The following is a 16,547-nucleotide window of genomic DNA, read 5'->3' as shown; positions in this document are numbered from 1 at the left end:
CATTGATCACGTTTTTGCTCGCGTGTAGAACAATAACTACACTATTAATGACAAGATTTGGGCCGCTCTCTAGCTGGTAGCTCTTGGAAGAGTAATTTGCATAATTATATCGAGACGCTTAAAAGTAGACTGGATCAGCACAATCAGCTTAGGCTGGAGCGTGCCCGCGCAGCCATGAATGCGCAGTCTGAGCAGGTCTTCAACCTGCTAACAGTATTACTTCACTACAATCATCCGGCGGTACCAGGCTACCTGGATCAGACCGTGCCCGTGGGCATTGCGGCATTTGCTGTTTCTGACCAGCAACAGCAGTTCATTGATGATTGTGGTTTGACTAGTCAATCGACTGTTATCCCACCTCAGCTTGCCGACACCGAATGTCCAATCCTTGGCCTTTATGCCATGGGAAGCACCTCTTCTTTGGGCCAGAGCCTGACCAGTGATCTCGATATCTGGGTCTGTATCCGTACCGATATGGCAGCAGATGCACGCAAGGCACTTGAGAGCAAATGTTCGCTGATTTCCGACTGGGCAATGGCACAAGGTGTCGAGGCCAACTTTTTCCTGATTGACGAAAATCGTTTCCGCGATAACTTTTCTGAACAGATGACCGGGGATAACTGCGGCTCGAGCCAGCATCTCTTGCTGCTTGACGAGTTTTACCGCTCGGCTGTCCAGCTCGCCGGTCAGCGCCTGCTGTGGTTTATGGTGCCACCGGAAATGGAAGAGTGTTACGACGAATATATCGATTACCTTGATATGAATGGGTATATCCATCGTAATGAGTGGATAGATTTCGGCGGTCTTACCCGGATCCCGGCCGAAGAATATTTCGGCTCCAGCCTATGGCAGTTGTACAAGAGTATCGACTCGCCGTATAAATCGGTGCTGAAAGCTATTCTGCTTGAGGCCTACTCGTGGGAGTACCCGCATACCCAGCTGCTCAGTGTTGACGGCAAGCGCCGTTTCTTCTCCGAAGACCGCACTGAATTTTGTATGGATGCGTATTACCTGATGCTGGAAAAGGTAACGCGTTACCTGGAACGTATTGATGATCACCGCCGTTTGGATCTGGTGCGTCGCTGTTTCTACCTCAAGACCCATGAGAAGCTGACCCGAGAACCGGCTTCAGGATCTGTGACGTGGCGGCGTAAGGTGTTGCAGAAACTGACGGCTGACTGGCAGTGGTCAGATGAAGTTCTGCTTGAGCTGGATAACCGTCGGGACTGGAAGGTTGAACAGGTCAAGAGGGCGCACAATGAGCTGCTCGATGCCCTGATGCTGAGCTACCGTAACCTGATCCGCTTTGCCCGCCGTAATAACATTACCTCGGCGATCAGCCCAGAAGATATCAGTATTCTGGCGCGTAAGCTGTATGCCGCGTTTGAGGTGCTGCCAGGCAAGGTTACCTTGCTAAACCCGCAGATCTCTCCTGACCTGCACGAGCCGGATTTAACCCTGATCCAGGTGCCAGCCGGGCGTACCAACGCCGCGGGTTGGTATCTGTATAAACAACCGCTTGACCCTTATGCCATTTTGGGCCGGCCATCACTGGAACATAACCGTTACCTGAGCAAACTGGTTGCCTGGGCGTATTTCAATGGCCTACTGACAGAGTCGACCTGCCTGCATAACGTGGTGCGTGATGCAGCGATGGATATCGACAAGCTGTACCAGCTGGTCAGCGATATCCGCAATACGTTCCCGATCCGCCGTCCGCAGCCAGGCTTGCAGGCCCTGTCCAGCCCATGTGAAATTCGCCAGCTGGGGCTGTTTGTTAACCTGGAAAATGATCCGACAACCGAGCTGAAGAACCGCTCGGTCCGGTTTGATTTCAAAAATACCGATATTTTCAGTTACGGTGCTGAGCAGACTTGCCTGGTTGGCAGTGTGGACTTGGTCTACCGCAACTCCTGGAATGAAGTCCGTACCCTGAACTTCAGTGGCGAAAACGCGATGCTAGATGCCCTGAAAACGGTATTGGGCAAGATGCACCAGGATGCGATTCCGCCAGAGTCTGTCGATGTTTTCTGTTATAGCAAGCATATGCGTGGCCTGATCCGTAACTTGGTTTACCAGTTGGTCGCCGAGTGTATCGAAATGCGGCTGAAGCCGGTTGAACAGGAAAAACGCCGTCGCTTTAAAGCGATCCGTATTGGCGATCAGACCCATGGCTTGTTCTTTGAACGTCGTGGCGTCTCGGTGCAGAAGCTGGAAAATTCAGTCGATTTTTATAGCTGTATTTCCACCAACAAGCTGATTGGCTCAGCGAATTTGGTGATGGGTAAAGCCGATGAGCCGCATCCGCCGGAAATTGTCGATTCCTATGCCAGCGAAGGCTTGATCCAGTTCTTTTTTGAAGACTGTGATACCGGATACAATATTTATATTCTTGATGAAGCAAACCGGGTTGAAGTCTATCGCCAGTGCAGCGGTGACAAAGATGAAATGGTCCACGGGGTCAACCGTTTCTATACCTCGGCGCAGGACCGCTTCAGCTACAGTGCCAACTTTATCAATTTCAATTTGCCGCAATTCTATGACATCGTTCATACCGACGGTGGCGAGCCGCAGGTGATCCCATTTAAGAGTGGCCAGCAGATCCCGCGACGCCCGGCGGCAGGAGCCGCCCCCAACATGATGACAATGCCAGCGCGTTAGTGAATAGGCTTCACCGAGGAGGTGGGGCGCTTTGATTCATGAGTATCACGTTTCGAGAAACAAAAAAAAGCGAGAGTCTATTGGCTCTCGCTTTTTTGTTTTTATTATCTTCCACGCTCTCACGTGTTATGACCAATCCACGGGCTCTTGTGCATGTAGCGAGCATTCCTGCTTCACCAGCGAAATCAGTTCGGCACCGCTACGGGTACAGTGCCACTCACCGTCTTTATACTTGAAGTGGTAACCACCTGATTTTGAAGCCAGCCAGATCTCATGCAATGGCTCCTGACGGTTAATCACAATTTGGCTACGGTTCTCGAACTCCAGTGTCAGTACGTTACCGCTGGTCTCATATTCGATGTCTGCACCGGATTCGTCGATGCCTTCTTCGATGCTCATAAGAACCTCATCGGCTAACTTATGAAATTCTGTATCATTCATCCCATTGCGTCCTATTGCTTTTCCTATTGTTGGTGCGATTATAGAGGGCAATGAAATGATAATCACTGGCTTTGAAAAATGCGTAAAGGTTTATTGGCAATTTTAGTACTGAGTGTATTGGCGCTTACCGGTTGTGGTCAGAGCGGACCGTTATACATGCCGGATGACTCAGAGCAGCAACAACAGCAACCGTAACTACAGCGATCAGACAGGGAAGAGACAACATTGGATTATTTTAATTACCAGCAAGATGGCCAGTTATGGGCCGAAGATATTGCACTTACCGAACTCGCTGAGCGCTATGGTACCCCTTTGTATGTGTACTCGCGAGCCACGCTGGAGCGCCACTGGAACGCGTTTGACCAGGCGGTGGCCAATCATCCACACCTGATTTGTTATGCGGTGAAGGCGAATTCGAATATCGGGGTGCTCAATGTACTGGCCCGATTGGGTTCGGGATTTGACATAGTGTCACAAGGCGAGCTGGAGCGCGTGATTGCCGCAGGCGGTGATCCGGCTAAAGTCGTATTCTCTGGTGTCGGTAAAACGGCAGCAGAAATGAAGCGGGCGTTGGAGCTGGGTATCAAATGCTTCAATGTTGAATCTGAACCTGAATTGGCTCGCCTGAATGAGGTTGCCGCCGAGCTAGGCAAAGTGGCGCCGATTTCGCTACGGATCAACCCGGATGTTGATGCCAAGACCCATCCGTATATTTCTACCGGCCTGCGCGACAATAAGTTTGGTATCGTTTTCGACCGCGCCCCGGAGGTATACCGTTTGGCGCAGAGTCTGCCAAACTTGAAAGTGACGGGGATGGATTGCCATATCGGCTCTCAGCTGACCGATATCGAGCCGTTCATTGATGCCACCGATCGCCTGCTGGCATTGATTGATACCCTCAAAGCCGAAGGCATTGAGATTGACCATTTGGATGTGGGTGGCGGCCTAGGTGTGACCTATAGCGATGAACAGCCACCTCAGCCTTCTGATTATGCCACCGAGCTGCTTGCCCGCCTGAAGGACCATTCCGATCTGGAGCTGATTTTTGAACCGGGCCGGGCGATTGCAGCCAATGCCGGCGTGATGCTGACACGGGTTGAGTACCTTAAGCATACTGAACATAAGAACTTTGCCATTGTCGATGCGGCGATGAACGATTTGATCCGCCCGACCCTCTACCAAGCGTGGCAGGAAATTGTGCCGGTAAGCCCGCGCGAGGGTGAGGCGCAGACCTATGATTTTGTCGGCCCGATCTGTGAAACAGGTGACTTTATCGGTAAGGATCGCGCATTGTGCCTTGAGCCGGGAGATTTGTTGGCAGTACGTTCTGCTGGTGCCTATGGTTTCGTGATGGCATCTAACTATAATACCCGTGGGCGGGCAGCTGAGATCATGGTGGATGGCCAGAGTGCCCATGTTGTCCGTGAGCGTGAAACGCTGGAGCAATTATGGCAGTCTGAGCACCTGTTGCCAGAATAATGAGAAGGGACATCATGCAGATCAATTTTTCTAAAATGCATGGCTTAGGCAATGATTTCATGGTGGTGGATTGCGTGACACAGAATGTGTTTTTTTCGCCTGACGCCATCAGACGGCTAGCCGATCGCCACCGGGGGATCGGTTTTGACCAGCTGTTAGTCGTAGAGCCGCCTTATGATCCGGAAACTGATTTTCATTACCGGATTTTCAATGCCGACGGTAGCGAGGTGGAGCAATGCGGCAATGGCGCGCGCTGCTTTGCCCGTTTCGTCTGGATGAAAGGGCTCACCAATAAATATCATATTTCTGTCAGTACCAAGGGCGGAAAAATGATGCTGAAGCTGGAAAATGATAACCAGGTGACCGTGAATATGGGTGTGCCGGAGTTCGAGCCGGGCAAAATCCCGTTTCGTGCCAAGCAGAGTGAAAAAACCTATATTTTGCGTGCGGGTGATAAAACGGTATTCTGTGGCGCGGTGAGCATGGGTAATCCGCATTGTGTCACCGTAGTGGACGATGTCGACACGGCTGGCGTGGAAACCTTGGGTCCGTTGTTGGAATCTCATGAGCGTTTCCCTGAGCGGGTCAACGCGGGTTTTATGCAGGTACTGACTCGCAGCGAAGTGAAATTGCGGGTCTTCGAACGTGGTGCCGGTGAAACCCAGGCTTGTGGAAGTGGTGCCTGCGCAGCTGTCGCGGTTGGGCGGCAACAGGGACTGCTTGATGAAAATGTGAAAGTGAGTCTTCCGGGTGGCGATCTCCATATTCGCTGGGCCGGAGAAGGCAAGCCATTGTATATGACTGGCCCTGTAGCACATGTCTTTGATGGACAAATAGTATTATGACAGATGTATCCCAACTGGGTGAGCTGGCGCTGGTTGCAGACACCCCGTTGACCGATCAGGATGTGGCCGAGTTCTTGTTCAGCAATCCTGACTTTTTTACCCGCCAACCTGAATTACTGACGCAGTTGCATGTTACTCATAGTGAGCGTGGTGTTGTGTCATTGGTTGAAATCCAACTGGAAAGACTGCGCCACCGGGTGCGTGATCTGGAAGGTGAAATTAATACCCTGGTTTCTGCTGCAGGGAAAAACAGCGAGCTGTTTGAAATATTTGCCCGGGCCCAGCAACAGCTGTTTCAGACCCATAATATTTATCAGGCGCTGGTGATCCTGGAAGAGCTCAGCAGTCAGTTACGGCTGGATTTCAGCCTGCGGCTGTTTGATAGCTTTGATGACAACCTGTTCCTTGACCGCAAAGCCTTCGAGAGTTTCCGCGTTGCCCATTTGTCACAGCGGTCGGTGTATATGGGTCGGTTACGTAAGCAAGAAAGTGGGCTGCTATTTAGCCAGCCGCCGCATCTAGGCTCTTATGTGGTACTGCCATTGGGTATAGAGCACCCAATCGGTGTATTAAGTTTTGCCAGTGCTGACGGGGGCCATTTTCAGCCCGCGATGGATACTTTGTTTGTTGAACAGCTGGCCTTGGTGCTGACCCGCTTGATCCATCATTGGGAATATACCCGCGAGGTCATTGATTGAGCCAGTTGCCTTCCGGGCTGGAAAAGCCACTACAGCGCTTTTACGAATACCTCCGTAGTGAACGAGAGCTGAGCCTGCATACCCAGCAGAATTACAAACGTCAGCTGACAACAATGGCCGAACAGCTGGTGGAGCTGGAGGTCACTGACTGGCGGGTTGTAGATGCTGGCTGGGTGCGCCAACTAGCCAGCAAGGGCATGCGTGATGGTTTGAAAGCCAGCAGTTTGTCGATGCGCCTATCGGCACTGCGAAGTTTCTTGGATTACCTGGTGCGCCAAGGGGTGTTGAAAGCCAACCCGGCGAAAGGGGTGTCCGCGCCACGCAAAGCCAGACCATTGCCCAAGAACCTTGATGTTGACGAGATGGATCAGTTGCTCAGTGTTGATGAAGACGATCCGTTGTCGATTCGGGACAGGGCGATGATGGAGCTGATGTACGGTGCCGGGTTGCGATTGTCGGAACTGGTTAACCTGGACGTCCGAGATATTAGCTTGAGCAAGGGTGATATCCGGGTGATTGGTAAAGGGGACAAGGAGCGTATTGTCCCTTTTGCCGGCTTGGCCCGGGAGTGGGTTGGTCATTGGCTTAAGGTCAGGGGCCAGTTGGCTGCCAGTGGTGAACCCGGCCTGTTTGTCTCTAAACTGGGGCAGCGGATTTCCAACCGCAATGTCCAGAAGCGGATGGCGGAGTGGGGCCAGAAGCAGGCGGTCTCGAGCCATATTAATCCGCATAAGCTGCGCCATAGCTTTGCGACCCATATGCTCGAATCCAGCGGTGATTTGCGGGCTGTGCAGGAATTATTGGGCCATGCCAATTTATCGACAACCCAAATTTATACCCACCTCGACTTTCAGCACCTGGCACAGGTGTATGATGAGGCCCATCCAAGGGCTAAACGAGGCAAACGCTAACTCGTGATACCATATATCACTCTCCCGTTGATGCTCTACAGAGGGTAGCCATGCAGTTTTATCGCAACCTCCAGCCGCCGAAGGCGCTGACTTTTGATTTAGACGACACCTTGTATGATAACCGACCGGTGATCCGGCGGGCTGAGCAGGCGATGCATGACTGGCTGGCAGAGCACCACCCGTGCAGCCACAACGTGGCGCGGGAAGACTGGCTACGATTGAAAATGCGTTTGGTTACGCAAGATCCTTACCTGCGCCATGATGTGAGCCTATGGCGTTATGAGGTGTTGAAAATTGGCTTGATGCAGCTAGGGTACTCACAGCCAAGGGCTGAGCAAGCAGCACAAGAAGGGCTGGAGCGGGTGCTGGTAGTTCGTAACCAAGTTGATATTCCGGAAGAAACGCATCGGGTGTTGGCCGAGCTCGGTAAGAAAATGCCTTTGCTGGCGATCACCAATGGCAATGTCGATGCCGATAAGATTGGCCTCGGTCAGTATTTTTCGCGGGTGCTGGTTGCCGGCCGAGATGGCCTAGCAAAACCTGAGCCGGATCTGTTTGCCCAGGCCGCAGCCCTGCTGGGTGTCGCGGCGCAAGATATCCTTCATGTCGGCGATCACCTGGTGACCGATGTTGGCGGTGCGAAGCAAAATGGCTTCCAGGCCTGTTGGTACAATGATCAGCAGCGTCAGCTGCATCGCGAACCCAAGGCGAAGTGGCTACCGGATGTGGAAATTCACACCTTGTCGCAGCTGCTGGCTCTGTGTTGACCCAAGCTGAAAAATAAAAAAGGCGATCTATCGATCGCCTTTTTTGATCCCGGGAAGCTGCGGTTATTCCAGCAGGCTCTGCTTCGGCTCATTGCTGATCAGCCTGTCGACTGAAATTAGTCCTGCCCCCCAGAAGACATTCACCAGCATCATCATTCCCCACAGCTGGTGATCGAAAAAGCCCTTTTCCCACAGCAGTGGGTAGGAAACCACCGCAATAATATTGAATATGAACAAAACCAGTGCCATCGGGCGGGTGAATAAGCCCAGGGCTAAGAAAATCGGCAAGATCAACTCGGCTGCGGTGCCCATATAGGCTGCAAGCTGCCACGGCAGCAGCGGTACCTGGTATTCATACTCAAACAGGTACAGGGTACTGTCCCAGCTGGAATATTTCACCATTCCTGATTTGAAGAACACCCAGGCAACCCAGAGCCGGGTAAACAACAGTAGCAACGGAATGAGTGGTTCGGTAATACGTTGGGCAACGCCATCGATTTGTTTCATAAAACTCAGCATGCTCACTCTCCCTTTGGCAGACCATGGATGTCGGAAAAAATCTGTTGCTGGACCAGTTCACCGAGCATCGCCAGCATGCTCTCTGAGGCTTCGCCAAGGCAGCCTTGCTGCTGGCTGAGCCGAACCAGTCCGGTCGCCCCCTGATGGGTATTCAACACCATCATTTGATCCGGACGGTGCTGGATCACGGCAGATTCAGGTTGGCTGAGATCGATTTCTTCAATCTTGTTATCAGTGATCATCTGCCAGATAGTGGCGACCGGGTAGTCGGAATCAAGGCAGAAAGTGGGCTCCGGAACCTCGAGCCGTAGCTGGGGTAAATTGGTTTCGGTCAGCTGCTGCAGTTTATGGAACGGGAACTGGCTGTCGATGGCTGGCGTATGTGCTGCGCGGTCGAGATACCACTCCAGGCTGGCCAGATCGGCCAGGTAGGGGACAGCTGCAACCAGTTCTGGCTGGTGGCTTATGGTATCGCAAAGCTCTTCCCCGTAATGGCTGACATCGCCTTGTTGCAGCGGGTGTGTCAGGACGTGCTGGCGTGCAATCTGGCTGAAGCACTCCTCGCCAACCACGGCTTTGACACAGGGGTAAACCACCTCAAGAATTTCCGACAGGCTGATAATGAAATTATTGCGGTAGATCTGGATCAGCTGCTCGGCTGGAAACTGACCGTCAGCGATCTGTTCCGTCACGGCGCTGGGCTGATAGTGCAGCGCCTCGGCAAACTCCCGCTGCAATTGATGCAGTGTGCTGTCAGGGGATGATAAGGTGTCCATCTTGCGCCTCCTGCATAATAATTGTTTGCGCCTTGTCGGCTTCCGCGAGCAAGACAGAGAGCTCAGGAATATCGAGATCCCACTCAATCAGGGTCGGGGTTAAGCCATGTTGCTGCACCCAGTGGCGATAGAGTTGCCAAACCGGTTCGCTCACGGGTTTGCTATGGGTATCAATCCAGATCTCGCCGTCTTCAAACTGCTTGACGGTAAACCCTGCGAGGTGGAGCTCTTTCACGGCCGAGGCATCCAGAGCAGCAATGTATTGGCCACAGTCAAAGCCATGGTTGAAGGCGCTGACATAAATATTGTTCAGGTCGAGCAATAGGCCGCAGCCTGTTCGTTGCTGCACCTGATGCAGGAACTCCCACTCGGGGATCTCTGAGCTTGCAAAGCTTAGGTAGCTGGACGGGTTTTCGATCAGCATCTGGCGGCCGAGAAAATCCTGGACCTGCTCAACCTTGCGGCAAAAATGAGTCAAAGCCTCTTCGGTATAGGGCAGTGGCAGCAAGTCATTGAAAAACTGCCCATCGACAGAACTCCAGCTGAGGTGGTCCGATACCGCTATCGGGTTGATTTCGTCAACCAGTTGTTTGAGCTGGCTCAGGTGCTGGCGATCTAGCGGATCGGCAGAGCCGAGGGACAAACCGATACCATGGCAACTGATTGGATAATGTTCGGCGATTTGCCGCAGCTGCTGCCGGGCGGTAGAAGTGGTGATGAAGTAGTTTTCACTGTGTACTTCCAGCCAGCCAATATCCGGTTGCTGCTCGAGAACCTGAGAGATGTGGGGGGAGCGTAACCCCACCCCAACCATCTGGTGCTGTGCTAAGCTGCCCACTTATTTAGCCTCTGTCGAACTGCCTGCCAGGCGGTCACATAGGCCTTTAGGCACCATGATGAAGGCATCTTTCTGGCCATCGGTTTTCGATGTACCGGCACAGGAGCTGGTCTTGGTGGCGCAGTCATTCTTGCCCGCTTTGGCAACGCCATAGCATTTCTCTTTGGCTTCGGCGGCAACGGCAGTCGAGGTGGTCATTGCAGTACCAGCGAGAGCAATGAGGCCTGTTACTGCAGAGGCCAGGGCAATATTGGTCTTTTTCATAACAATTCCTTAGCTTGGGCTAACAGTGTGTGGCAGTCATTAAGACGACGATGTTGAGCCACCGGCTAAACGGTCACACAGGCCTTTTGGAACCATGATGAAAGCATCTTTCTGGCCATCGGCTTTGGCTGTACCGGCACAAGAGCTAGTTTTGGTCGCACAGTCATTTTTCCCGGCTTTCGCTACGCCATAGCATTTCTCTTTGGCTTCGGCGGCAACCGCGGTCGACGTGGTCATGGCGGTACCTGCTAGCGCGATAAGACCAGTCACAGCAGTTGCTAGGGCAATATTGGTTGTCTTCTTCATAATCATTCCTCTTTATACGCTGACTGTTGCTGCTTGCAGCAACGTTTCCTTTTGTTATTCGTGGCGCTTATTGCGCTCTCGGAACATAAGAAAGGGCGAGCAGGTTTTTTATTTCACTCTTTCTTAACTTTTTTTTCTGGCGTGTAACATTCCGCCATTTCCAAGCATAGAACAAAAACTCTGAGGCAAAAGGTTGAAACTGATGAATTATCAAACTGCTGGGCAGGTTGGCGGTGGGATTGCATGAATCACCGGGAGAGTATTAAGTTCTCGAGGCATTCTTGAATTGAGCTGGTATAATCATCAGCATTGTATAAATAACCAGTAGGTAACGATGGACGCTTCACTCCTGTTAGATGGCCTTAATGACAAGCAACGAGAGGCGGTGGCTGCGCCGTTAGGTAATCACCTGGTTCTGGCAGGTGCGGGCAGTGGCAAGACCCGCGTACTGGTCCATCGTATCGCCTGGTTGATGCAGATTGAGCAGGCCTCACCGTATTCAATTATGTCGGTGACGTTTACCAACAAGGCGGCGGCCGAGATGCGTGGCCGGATCAACGAACTGATGCAGGGCTCGTCGGCTGGCATGTGGAACGGTACGTTCCATGGCCTGTGCCACCGCATGCTGCGCGCCCACTACCTGGATGCACGTCTGCCCGATGACTTCAATATCTTGGATTCTGACGATCAGATGCGCCTGCTCCGTCGTTTGATCAAAGCCCAGAACCTGGATGAAAAACAGTGGCCGGCCCGCCAGGCGGCTTGGTACATCAACGGCAAAAAAGATGAAGGGCTGCGTCCTGCCAATATCGATACCTTCAACGATCCGGTTGAGCAAACCTGGCTGCGGTTGTATACCGCGTACCAGGAAGCCTGTGACCGTGCTGGTTTGGTGGACTTTGCCGAGCTATTGCTACGGGCCTTTGAGCTGATCCGTGATAACAAACATATTCGTGAACATTACCAGGCACGCTTCAAGCATATCCTGGTTGACGAATTCCAGGATACCAACAACATCCAGTTTGCCTGGCTGCGCCTGATGGCAGGGGTTGACTGCAATGTGATGATCGTCGGTGATGATGATCAGTCGATTTATGGCTGGCGTGGGGCGCAGGTCGAAAACATTCAGCGTTTCCTGCGTGATTTTACCAATGCTTCATCGATTTTCCTTGAGCAGAACTACCGTTCGACCGGTAACATTTTGAATGCTGCCAACGAGTTGATTGCCAATAACAACGAGCGGATGGGCAAGAACCTGTGGACCGAAGGTGCTGAGGGTGAGCCGATTTCACTGTATTCGGCGTTTAACGAGTTGGATGAGGCGCGCTTTGCCGTTGGCAAAATTAAAGAATGGCGCGAACAGGGCGGGACCCTGAACGAGACGGCTTTCCTTTACCGCAGCAATGCCCAGTCACGGGTACTGGAAGAAGCCTTGATCCAGGCGGGCTTACCGTACCGTATTTATGGCGGTATGCGCTTCTTCGAGCGTCAGGAAGTTAAAGACTCGCTGGCCTATCTGCGCTTGATGTCGAACCGTAATGATGATGCCTCCTTTGAGCGGGTGGTGAATACCCCGACCCGGGGACTGGGTGACCGTACGTTGGAAACTATTCGCCTGGCAGCGCGTGACCGCGGTGCGACCATGTGGCAGGCCAGTGTGGCTTTGCTGGAAGAGCAGGTACTGGCTGGCCGTGCGGCAAACTCGTTGCGCCGTTTCATTGAGCTGATTAATGCGCTTGAAGATGATACCCGCGACTTGCCATTGTTCCAGCAAACCGATGAGGTGATCCGTAATTCTGGTTTGCGTGCGATGTACGAGCAGGAAAAAGGCGAGAAAGCCCAGGCGCGAATTGAAAACTTGGAAGAGCTGGTAACGGCAACGCGCCAGTTTGAAGTACCGGAAGAAGCGGAAGAAATGACGCCGCTGGCGGCTTTCCTGTCCCATGCGGCACTGGAAGCTGGTGAAGGCCAGGCGGATGACTTCGAAGATGCGGTGCAGCTGATGACGATGCACAGCGCCAAAGGCCTGGAGTTCCCTGTCGTATTTATGGTGGGTGTGGAAGAGGGGATGTTCCCAAGCTCGCGGACGACTGAAGAAGTGGGCCGCCTGGAGGAAGAGCGCCGCCTGTGCTACGTGGGGATGACCCGCGCGATGCAGAAGCTGTATATCACCTATGCGGAAATGCGCCGCCTGTATGGCAAAGATAATTTCCACAAGCCATCACGCTTTATTCGTGAAATTCCAACCGAATACGTGGAAGAAGTACGGATGAAGGCGCAAGTATCGCGCCCGGCCAGCAGTGGCCGTTTCAGCCAGACCCAGGTGAACGATAATTTCAACCAGACAGGGTTTAGCCTGGGCCAACGGGTTCAGCATCCGAAGTTTGGCGAAGGTACTATTATCAACTTTGAAGGTAGTGGCGCCCAGAGCCGAGTCCAGGTTGCGTTCAATGGTGAAGGGATCAAGTGGTTGGTGACCCAGTATGCCAAGCTAGAACCCATGTAATTTGCTGATATCCGAGATCCTGTTATAGAGAAAGCCCGCCATGCTGATGCATTGGCGGGCTTTTTGTTTATTGGCCATTTTGAGAGCTTGTTAGCGATAGCTTATTGGGCCACGACTTTGCCTTCCCTGCGTGGATCGGCTGCACCGGTGAGTTGCTTGCCATCAATTCGGATTGCCTGTACTCCCGAATTGAGATCCTTGATTTTTATCTCAAAGCCCAGCTGTTCCAGTTTCGGTGCCCACTGCTCGGCTGCTGTACCCTTTTCCAGTTCGAAGGCCCCGAAGCGGTTGTTCATATTGGGTAGGTTGATGGCTTGCTGCAGATCCAGGCCCCAGTCGAGGTAGCCGACAAGGGTTTTGGCCACATAGCCGATGATCTGACTGCCACCTGGTGAGCCAATGGCCAGATACGGTTCATCGTCTTTCATCACGATGGTGGGTGCCATCGACGAGCGCGGGCGCTTGCCTGGTTCAATCCGGTTGGCTATCGGTTTGCCACCAACGTGGCTACGGAATGAGAAGTCAGTCAGCTCGTTGTTGAGCAAGAAGCCGCGCACCATCAGCCGCGAACCGAAGCCATTTTCGATAGTAGTGGTGATCGAAACGACATTGCGATCGCTGTCGACAATGGAAAAATGGCTGGTGGAGGGAAGCTCCAGTGATTCGTCCATTGCGTAGCGCATAGCATGGGACCAGACAGGCTGGCCCGGCTCGGCCGTCGCAATGGCTTTGTCACCTTTTAGTAGGCTGGCACGCTGCTCAAGATAGCTGGGATCAATCAGGCCGTCGGTCGGCATCGGCACATAGTCACTGTCTGCCATGTAGCGGCCCCGGTCGGCAAAGGCCAGGCGCGAGGCATCCCCGAGAAGGCGCCAGCTGTTAACGTCACTTTGCCCCATCTTATCGATAGGGTAGTGGCTCAGCATACCCATGATCTGGCCAAGGGTGAGTGCGCCGGAACTGGGTGGCCCCATGCCGCAGATCTTGAACTGGCGATATGGGGCGCAGACAGGCTCCCGCACTTTGACCTGGTAAGTAGCCAGATCCATCACGCTGAGTACGCCGGGGTTTCCTTCGGCATTGCGCACGGTACTGACAATGTCCTTGGCAATGTCGCCATGGTAAAACGCACTGGCTCCCCGTTCGGCAATCTGGCTGAGGGTGTCGGCATAGGCCGGATTGGTGAGGATTTGCCCGGGACGGATCGGGCTACCATCTTCATTGAAGAAGTAGGCTTTGGTGGCCTGCCAGCGCTGGAGGTTTTCCTGATCCTTAACGACCAGTGTGGCCAGCCGCGGGCTGACGACAAAGCCTTCGCTGGCAAGCTTGATAGCAGGCTCAAACAGGTCGCGCCAAGGCAGCTTGCCGTGACGCTGGTGGGTGTGCCACATCAGCTTGACCGTACCCGGTGTACCGACGGATCGGCCTCCGACCACGGCATCATAGAAGGCCAGCGGCTTGCCGGTTTGATCCTGAAACAGGCGTGGGGTGACGGCAAACGGGGCTGTTTCGCGCCCATCGAAGGTCATAAGGGCTTCTTCTTTTGCATCCCAGTACACCATAAACGCACCGCCGCCAATGCCGGAGGACTGTGGCTCAGTGAGTCCGAGCACCAGTTGGGTCGCGACCATGGCATCAATGGCATTGCCGCCCTGCCTGAGCATCGCGGCACCAGCTTCGCTGGCATAAGGGTTGGCGCTGGCGATCATCCATTCCCTGCCGCTTACCTGTTGCTGCTGGCTGATCCCGGTTGCCGCCTCGGGGGCAACTTGGTCGGCGCTTTGTTTGCTGGTTTCCTTGCTCAGGGCTGTCGGTGCTAGCAGGCAGGCTGCCAGTGCGACGGCCAGACGGGACGTGTTCCACTCCATGGCTTATTCCTCTTTCGCATACTGGGTGCTTCGATAGCGTAAGAGCAGAACCCGTACCTGTCTAATTGTTGCTCAGTTTTTGTGCTCGCAATCAACAATTTACTCTTGGGTAACGATCAGGCTGGCAGTACCAGACGGAGCAGGATCATGCTGCCGATAGAGACAAACAGCAGGCCGCAGATCCCGTCGATGACAGGAGTCCATTGTTGCAATTTTTGCTGTAGCCGCTGTCCGGTCAGTAGCCAGGCCAGCAGGGCAAACCACAGGAATGAGGTCAGCCACAGTAGGCTGATTGCGGTGACTTTACCGGTCACTGACATCTCGGCAGGAACCAGGGTTGAGAGCAAGCTCAGGAAAAAGACCAGTGCTTTGGGGTTAAGGATATTAGTGGTAAAGCCTTTGGCCAATGCCTGTTTGCGGTTGCCAACGAGGTGCTGTTGGGAGGCATTAGGGGCTAGAGAGCCACTACTGTTGTCGACTTTGCTCCATGCTAGTTTCAGTACACCTTTGACAGCACCGCTCCCTAGCCACAGTAAGTAACCGCCTCCCGCAGCCTGCAAAAGAGCAAACAATGTTGGTTGCTCGCGGATCAGCAGGCTGGCACCGGTTAGGCTAAGGATTGAATGGATCAGGATCCCCAGAGACAGACCGAGTGCAATAGTAATACCGGTCTGGCGTCCATAGCGCCCCGCATTTTGAACCACCAGGGCAAAGTCAGGCCCGGGGCTCATCAGGGCAATAACATGGACGGTGAGTAAGGTGGCAAGGGTCGTGACTTCGTTCATTGCATTTTATCCAGTGGTGGTTTAACACGGGCTAGCATGCCTTGGCGAAGTAAAGAGTGCTTGTAAAAAATTAACAGCGCGGGATTAGATCTCTGAAGGAGCCACACCAAAGGTCTGCTTGAAGGTACGGGTGAAATGGGCCTGATCGTAAAAGCCAACATAATAAGCGACATCCGTACTGCTGTAGCCAGCCTTGAGCAGGGCCATTGCATGTTCCAGGCGTAGGCGGGCCAGCCAGGCATAAGGGGTCATACCGGTTGCCTTCTTAAACTGGCGCAAAAGTTGGGATGGACTCAGATCACACTGTTTGGCCAGGCTGTCGAGGCTGATTTTCTGATCCAGGTTGGCCATCAGGTAGTCTCGAAGCTGGTGGAGATCTTTGCTTCCTAGTGGCACGACATGCTGCGGGCGGATCTGGCTATAGCGGCCGAGCAGCCGGGAAAAGTATTCAATCGGCATACAGTCTTTGGCCAGCTGGGGGAAATGCGGATTGGCAAGCTGGGTGTGCAGCTGGCTGAGCTGACAAAATAGCTGGCTGTCGGTCACATTATGCTGGGGAAAGTGGACTTGGCGACTGCCCGACAATTCATCGGCCTGGTGATCGAGCCAGTCGGGAGCGATGCTGAACACTTTTACCTTGTAGCCCTGCTGCTGTGGCTGGCCGTCGTGAATTTCATCAGGCGGCATGATCACCAGCTGTCCGGCACCTGCCTGATGGCGGGCACCATTGAAATAGTATTGTTGCTGGCCGTCGGTGATCAGGCCCAGGTGATAATCAAGGTGGTAATGGCGCTTGAAGGCAAAGCTCTGGTAGTGCGCATCAATTAGGTTGATGTCATCAATACAGGATTTACGGTGGTTGACAGTGTTCATCCCGATCCCC

Annotated in this window: 17 protein-coding genes; 8 read left to right on the top strand and 9 right to left on the bottom strand. The window is 53.3% G+C overall.

Annotation, left to right across the window (positions count from 1 at the left end):
- Positions 1 to 96 precede the first annotated feature (96 nt).
- Positions 97 to 2,661 carry a class I adenylate cyclase gene (locus AC51G0_RS18015; RefSeq protein WP_496300062.1) on the top strand — a complete coding sequence of 855 codons (2,565 nt, stop codon included), beginning with the start codon at positions 97 to 99 and terminating at the stop codon, positions 2,659 to 2,661.
- A 126-nt stretch (positions 2,662 to 2,787) separates the two neighbouring features.
- On the opposite strand, the gene cyaY is transcribed toward AC51G0_RS18015, so the two are convergent.
- Positions 2,788 to 3,102, bottom strand: a complete 315-nt coding sequence (gene cyaY / locus AC51G0_RS18010; RefSeq protein WP_496300061.1) for an iron donor protein CyaY — start codon at positions 3,100 to 3,102, stop codon at positions 2,788 to 2,790.
- 78 nt (positions 3,103 to 3,180) lie between these two features.
- Here cyaY and lptM point away from each other — a divergent pair, with 78 nt between their 5' ends.
- Genes lptM through yigB form a run of 6 tightly spaced genes read left to right on the top strand, consistent with a single transcriptional unit; the run spans position 3,181 to position 7,802 of the window.
- Complete coding sequence (gene lptM / locus AC51G0_RS18005; protein ID WP_496300060.1) at positions 3,181 to 3,297, top strand: LPS translocon maturation chaperone LptM; 117 nt, start codon at positions 3,181 to 3,183, stop codon at positions 3,295 to 3,297.
- A 30-nt stretch (positions 3,298 to 3,327) separates the two neighbouring features.
- Positions 3,328 to 4,581 (top strand): diaminopimelate decarboxylase, encoded by a 1,254-nt coding sequence (gene lysA, locus AC51G0_RS18000; protein WP_496300059.1) that lies wholly within the window; start codon positions 3,328 to 3,330, stop codon positions 4,579 to 4,581.
- Positions 4,582 to 4,595: 14 nt separating this feature from the next.
- Positions 4,596 to 5,426, top strand: coding sequence for a diaminopimelate epimerase (gene dapF, locus AC51G0_RS17995; RefSeq protein WP_496300058.1), 831 nt, complete (start codon positions 4,596 to 4,598; stop codon positions 5,424 to 5,426).
- Complete coding sequence (locus tag AC51G0_RS17990) at positions 5,423 to 6,124, top strand: DUF484 family protein (protein WP_496300057.1); 702 nt, start codon at positions 5,423 to 5,425, stop codon at positions 6,122 to 6,124. Before dapF ends, AC51G0_RS17990 begins: the two co-directional genes overlap by 4 nt.
- Positions 6,121 to 7,035, top strand: coding sequence for a tyrosine recombinase XerC (gene xerC / locus AC51G0_RS17985; RefSeq protein WP_496300056.1), 915 nt, complete (start codon positions 6,121 to 6,123; stop codon positions 7,033 to 7,035). Before AC51G0_RS17990 ends, xerC begins: the two co-directional genes overlap by 4 nt.
- 50 nt (positions 7,036 to 7,085) lie before the next feature.
- Positions 7,086 to 7,802, top strand: a complete 717-nt coding sequence (gene yigB / locus AC51G0_RS17980; RefSeq protein WP_496300055.1) for a 5-amino-6-(5-phospho-D-ribitylamino)uracil phosphatase YigB — start codon at positions 7,086 to 7,088, stop codon at positions 7,800 to 7,802.
- Positions 7,803 to 7,865: 63 nt separating this feature from the next.
- Here the strand turns inward: yigB and AC51G0_RS17975 are convergent, their stop codons facing one another.
- Genes AC51G0_RS17975 through AC51G0_RS17955 form a run of 5 tightly spaced genes read right to left on the bottom strand, consistent with a single transcriptional unit; the run spans position 7,866 to position 10,505 of the window.
- Positions 7,866 to 8,321 (bottom strand): DoxX family protein, encoded by a 456-nt coding sequence (locus tag AC51G0_RS17975; protein WP_496300054.1) that lies wholly within the window; start codon positions 8,319 to 8,321, stop codon positions 7,866 to 7,868.
- A gap of 2 nt (positions 8,322 to 8,323) precedes the next feature.
- Entirely contained in the window at positions 8,324 to 9,097 is a 774-nt protein-coding gene (locus tag AC51G0_RS17970) for an HvfC/BufC family peptide modification chaperone (RefSeq protein ID WP_496300053.1), read from the bottom strand.
- A complete protein-coding gene (gene bufB, locus AC51G0_RS17965) occupies positions 9,075 to 9,911 on the bottom strand; it encodes an MNIO family bufferin maturase (RefSeq protein ID WP_496302011.1) in 837 nt (278 codons plus the stop codon). Before bufB ends, AC51G0_RS17970 begins: the two co-directional genes overlap by 23 nt.
- A gap of 24 nt (positions 9,912 to 9,935) precedes the next feature.
- Positions 9,936 to 10,199 (bottom strand): BufA1 family periplasmic bufferin-type metallophore, encoded by a 264-nt coding sequence (locus tag AC51G0_RS17960; RefSeq protein ID WP_496300052.1) that lies wholly within the window; start codon positions 10,197 to 10,199, stop codon positions 9,936 to 9,938.
- 39 nt (positions 10,200 to 10,238) lie between these two features.
- Positions 10,239 to 10,505: a BufA1 family periplasmic bufferin-type metallophore gene (locus tag AC51G0_RS17955; RefSeq protein WP_496300051.1), complete on the bottom strand. Its 267-nt coding sequence runs from the start codon at positions 10,503 to 10,505 to the stop codon at positions 10,239 to 10,241.
- Between the two features lie 334 nt (positions 10,506 to 10,839).
- Here AC51G0_RS17955 and uvrD point away from each other — a divergent pair, with 334 nt between their 5' ends.
- Positions 10,840 to 13,011 (top strand): DNA helicase II, encoded by a 2,172-nt coding sequence (gene uvrD / locus AC51G0_RS17950; protein ID WP_496300050.1) that lies wholly within the window; start codon positions 10,840 to 10,842, stop codon positions 13,009 to 13,011.
- A 101-nt stretch (positions 13,012 to 13,112) separates the two neighbouring features.
- Here the strand turns inward: uvrD and ggt are convergent, their stop codons facing one another.
- The 3 genes from ggt to AC51G0_RS17935 form a co-directional block, all read right to left on the bottom strand.
- On the bottom strand, positions 13,113 to 14,879 hold the full coding sequence (gene ggt / locus AC51G0_RS17945; RefSeq protein WP_496300049.1) for a gamma-glutamyltransferase: 1,767 nt from the start codon (positions 14,877 to 14,879) through the stop codon (positions 13,113 to 13,115).
- A 116-nt stretch (positions 14,880 to 14,995) separates the two neighbouring features.
- Positions 14,996 to 15,664: a LysE family translocator gene (locus AC51G0_RS17940; RefSeq protein WP_496300048.1), complete on the bottom strand. Its 669-nt coding sequence runs from the start codon at positions 15,662 to 15,664 to the stop codon at positions 14,996 to 14,998.
- Positions 15,665 to 15,748: 84 nt separating this feature from the next.
- The gene (locus AC51G0_RS17935) at positions 15,749 to 16,537 is read right to left on the bottom strand and encodes a helix-turn-helix domain-containing protein (RefSeq protein ID WP_496300047.1); all 789 of its coding nucleotides are present in this window, start codon (positions 16,535 to 16,537) and stop codon (positions 15,749 to 15,751) included.
- Positions 16,538 to 16,547: the final 10 nt, after the last annotated feature.

It is taken from the genome of Photobacterium sp. HL06, assembly GCF_059552575.1.
This window is presented reverse-complemented; position numbering and strand designations above follow the sequence as displayed.

Bases quoted from the DNA above. Each gene is read 5' to 3' on its own strand.
- cyaY (WP_496300061.1), bottom strand. From the start codon at position 3,102: ATGAATGATACAGAATTTCATAAGTTAGCCGATGAGGTTCTTATGAGC.
- bufB (WP_496302011.1), bottom strand. From the start codon at position 9,911: ATGGTTGGGGTGGGGTTACGCTCCCCCCACATCTCTCAGGTTCTCGAG.
- AC51G0_RS17990 (WP_496300057.1), top strand. From the start codon at position 5,423: ATGACAGATGTATCCCAACTGGGTGAGCTGGCGCTGGTTGCAGACACC.
- yigB (WP_496300055.1), top strand. From the start codon at position 7,086: ATGCAGTTTTATCGCAACCTCCAGCCGCCGAAGGCGCTGACTTTTGAT.
- AC51G0_RS17955 (WP_496300051.1), bottom strand. From the start codon at position 10,505: ATGAAGAAGACAACCAATATTGCCCTAGCAACTGCTGTGACTGGTCTT.
- AC51G0_RS17970 (WP_496300053.1), bottom strand. From the start codon at position 9,097: ATGGACACCTTATCATCCCCTGACAGCACACTGCATCAATTGCAGCGG.
- AC51G0_RS17975 (WP_496300054.1), bottom strand. From the start codon at position 8,321: ATGCTGAGTTTTATGAAACAAATCGATGGCGTTGCCCAACGTATTACC.
- ggt (WP_496300049.1), bottom strand. From the start codon at position 14,879: ATGGAGTGGAACACGTCCCGTCTGGCCGTCGCACTGGCAGCCTGCCTG.
- AC51G0_RS17940 (WP_496300048.1), bottom strand. From the start codon at position 15,664: ATGAACGAAGTCACGACCCTTGCCACCTTACTCACCGTCCATGTTATT.
- AC51G0_RS17960 (WP_496300052.1), bottom strand. From the start codon at position 10,199: ATGAAAAAGACCAATATTGCCCTGGCCTCTGCAGTAACAGGCCTCATT.
- lptM (WP_496300060.1), top strand. From the start codon at position 3,181: ATGCGTAAAGGTTTATTGGCAATTTTAGTACTGAGTGTATTGGCGCTT.
- uvrD (WP_496300050.1), top strand. From the start codon at position 10,840: ATGGACGCTTCACTCCTGTTAGATGGCCTTAATGACAAGCAACGAGAG.
- AC51G0_RS17935 (WP_496300047.1), bottom strand. From the start codon at position 16,537: ATGAACACTGTCAACCACCGTAAATCCTGTATTGATGACATCAACCTA.
- dapF (WP_496300058.1), top strand. From the start codon at position 4,596: ATGCAGATCAATTTTTCTAAAATGCATGGCTTAGGCAATGATTTCATG.